We start from the raw sequence: 1342 nt of genomic DNA, 5'->3' as shown, positions 1-1342 counted from the left end.
TGAATTTCCTTGTCAGACATAGTGATCAACATCTCTAATTTATATCCAGTCCATGATGGTAAAAACCATCATAAACTAGACATTTTTATTGGTGAGAATATAGACACTTTAAATGGTTTCTAACATTTAAAATGCGTATAACGTGTATTATGTTAATTTTAAACAAATTTAAGAATTATTTATAAATTACATTTATACATTTCATTTGAAATCAAGAAGCCCTCCAACAGACTGAAACATATTAATATTCATGACTTACCTGATCTGATTGCCTGTATAAGAGACTATTCACAGCAATCAGCTGCTATTGCTTTGGAATTATTTATTCATCTCTTTCCAAGACCAATAGATTTAAGAACTGCAAAATGGGTTCAGTTTGATTTTGAAAATGATATTTGGACAAATGTAGTACATGTGGTTCCTTTATCTACACATGTAAAACAACTATTAAGTGAATTAAAGGAGCTATCAGGTAGTGGCAGTGAATATTTGTTTCCTAGTAATAAAAATATTTACAAATCAATGTCTGATGGCTAATTCAAGTTAGCCTTGAATAACTTGGGATATAAAGGACGATAAACCCTATTTGGTTTCAGTTATTTGGCGGCTATGCATTTATATGAACGGTTTAGTGATAGAGTTTTTTATAATCGCCGCTGTTTTAGGTCATGTTACAGATAGAGTCCGGTCTGCTCATTTTAGAAATACATATATAAAAGAGAGAGCGGAGGTTATGCAATGGTGGAGTGACTATATAAAATCTCTTTTAAAATAAATAATTTAAGAAAATGCCATCATTGAGGTGGCATTTTTTTGTGAGTTTTCAACGAAAATAATTTTTAAAAAAAAACTTTTGGTAGGCTTAAGTCTGAATTACATAATTTTGGAGTCCATAATTGTGGATTACTTTAGAAAAAGCCGCCGTAGCATGTTACGTGATACCGCAAGTCTTGATATTTCAGCTTTGCTTCCTCCCACTCAAGCAATTAAACCGCTGCGCCTTAAATACAAGCAAGTTTGTGAATTATTGAATGTGTCACGTGATTGTTTGCGCAAAATCATGGAAAGTGATCAATCTTTTCCAAAGCCGTTAAAGAGTGGATCTTCCCGTCAGTCTGCTGTTTATTTTGATACAGAAGAAATTGAAGTGTGGTATGCGAAGCAGAAAGAAAAATGCCGTAGAGAGCAAATGAGAAGTTAATCAGAAAGTTAAAAAGTAAGCGTCCGCTGAACCCCATGCCTATTTTTTAATTTGAGTTGGATTTCCAGCGATGTGGCAGTAATTCTTCTATTTGGGTCGCTTTATGTGTCGGCAGCCTTTTCAGCACATCACTGAGATAGG

3 protein-coding genes are annotated in these 1342 nt (G+C 33.7%); 2 read left to right on the top strand and 1 reads right to left on the bottom strand.

The window, feature by feature from the left end; all coding sequences use genetic code 11:
* Positions 1-312: 312 nt before the first annotated feature.
* On the top strand, positions 313-537 hold the full coding sequence (locus tag FTV13_RS15530; RefSeq protein ID WP_180012530.1) for a hypothetical protein: 225 nt from the start codon (positions 313-315) through the stop codon (positions 535-537).
* A 391-nt stretch (positions 538-928) separates the two neighbouring features.
* On the top strand, positions 929-1201 hold the full coding sequence (locus FTV13_RS15525) for an AlpA family transcriptional regulator (RefSeq protein ID WP_218946478.1): 273 nt from the start codon (positions 929-931) through the stop codon (positions 1199-1201).
* Positions 1202-1247: 46 nt separating this feature from the next.
* Here FTV13_RS15525 and FTV13_RS15520 read toward each other — a convergent pair.
* Positions 1248-1342, bottom strand: a 95-nt coding sequence (locus tag FTV13_RS15520; RefSeq protein ID WP_136143756.1) for a transposase domain-containing protein, incomplete at its 5' end; no start/stop codon positions are given.

Origin of the sequence: Acinetobacter sp. YH12235, assembly GCF_013417705.1 — a bacterium.
Taxonomy (GTDB): Bacteria; Pseudomonadota; Gammaproteobacteria; order Pseudomonadales; family Moraxellaceae; genus Acinetobacter.
This window is presented reverse-complemented; position numbering and strand designations above follow the sequence as displayed.

Excerpts from the sequence above, each read along its gene's own strand:
- FTV13_RS15525 (WP_218946478.1), top strand. The coding sequence starts at position 929 with ATGTTACGTGATACCGCAAGTCTTGATATTTCAGCTTTGCTTCCTCCC.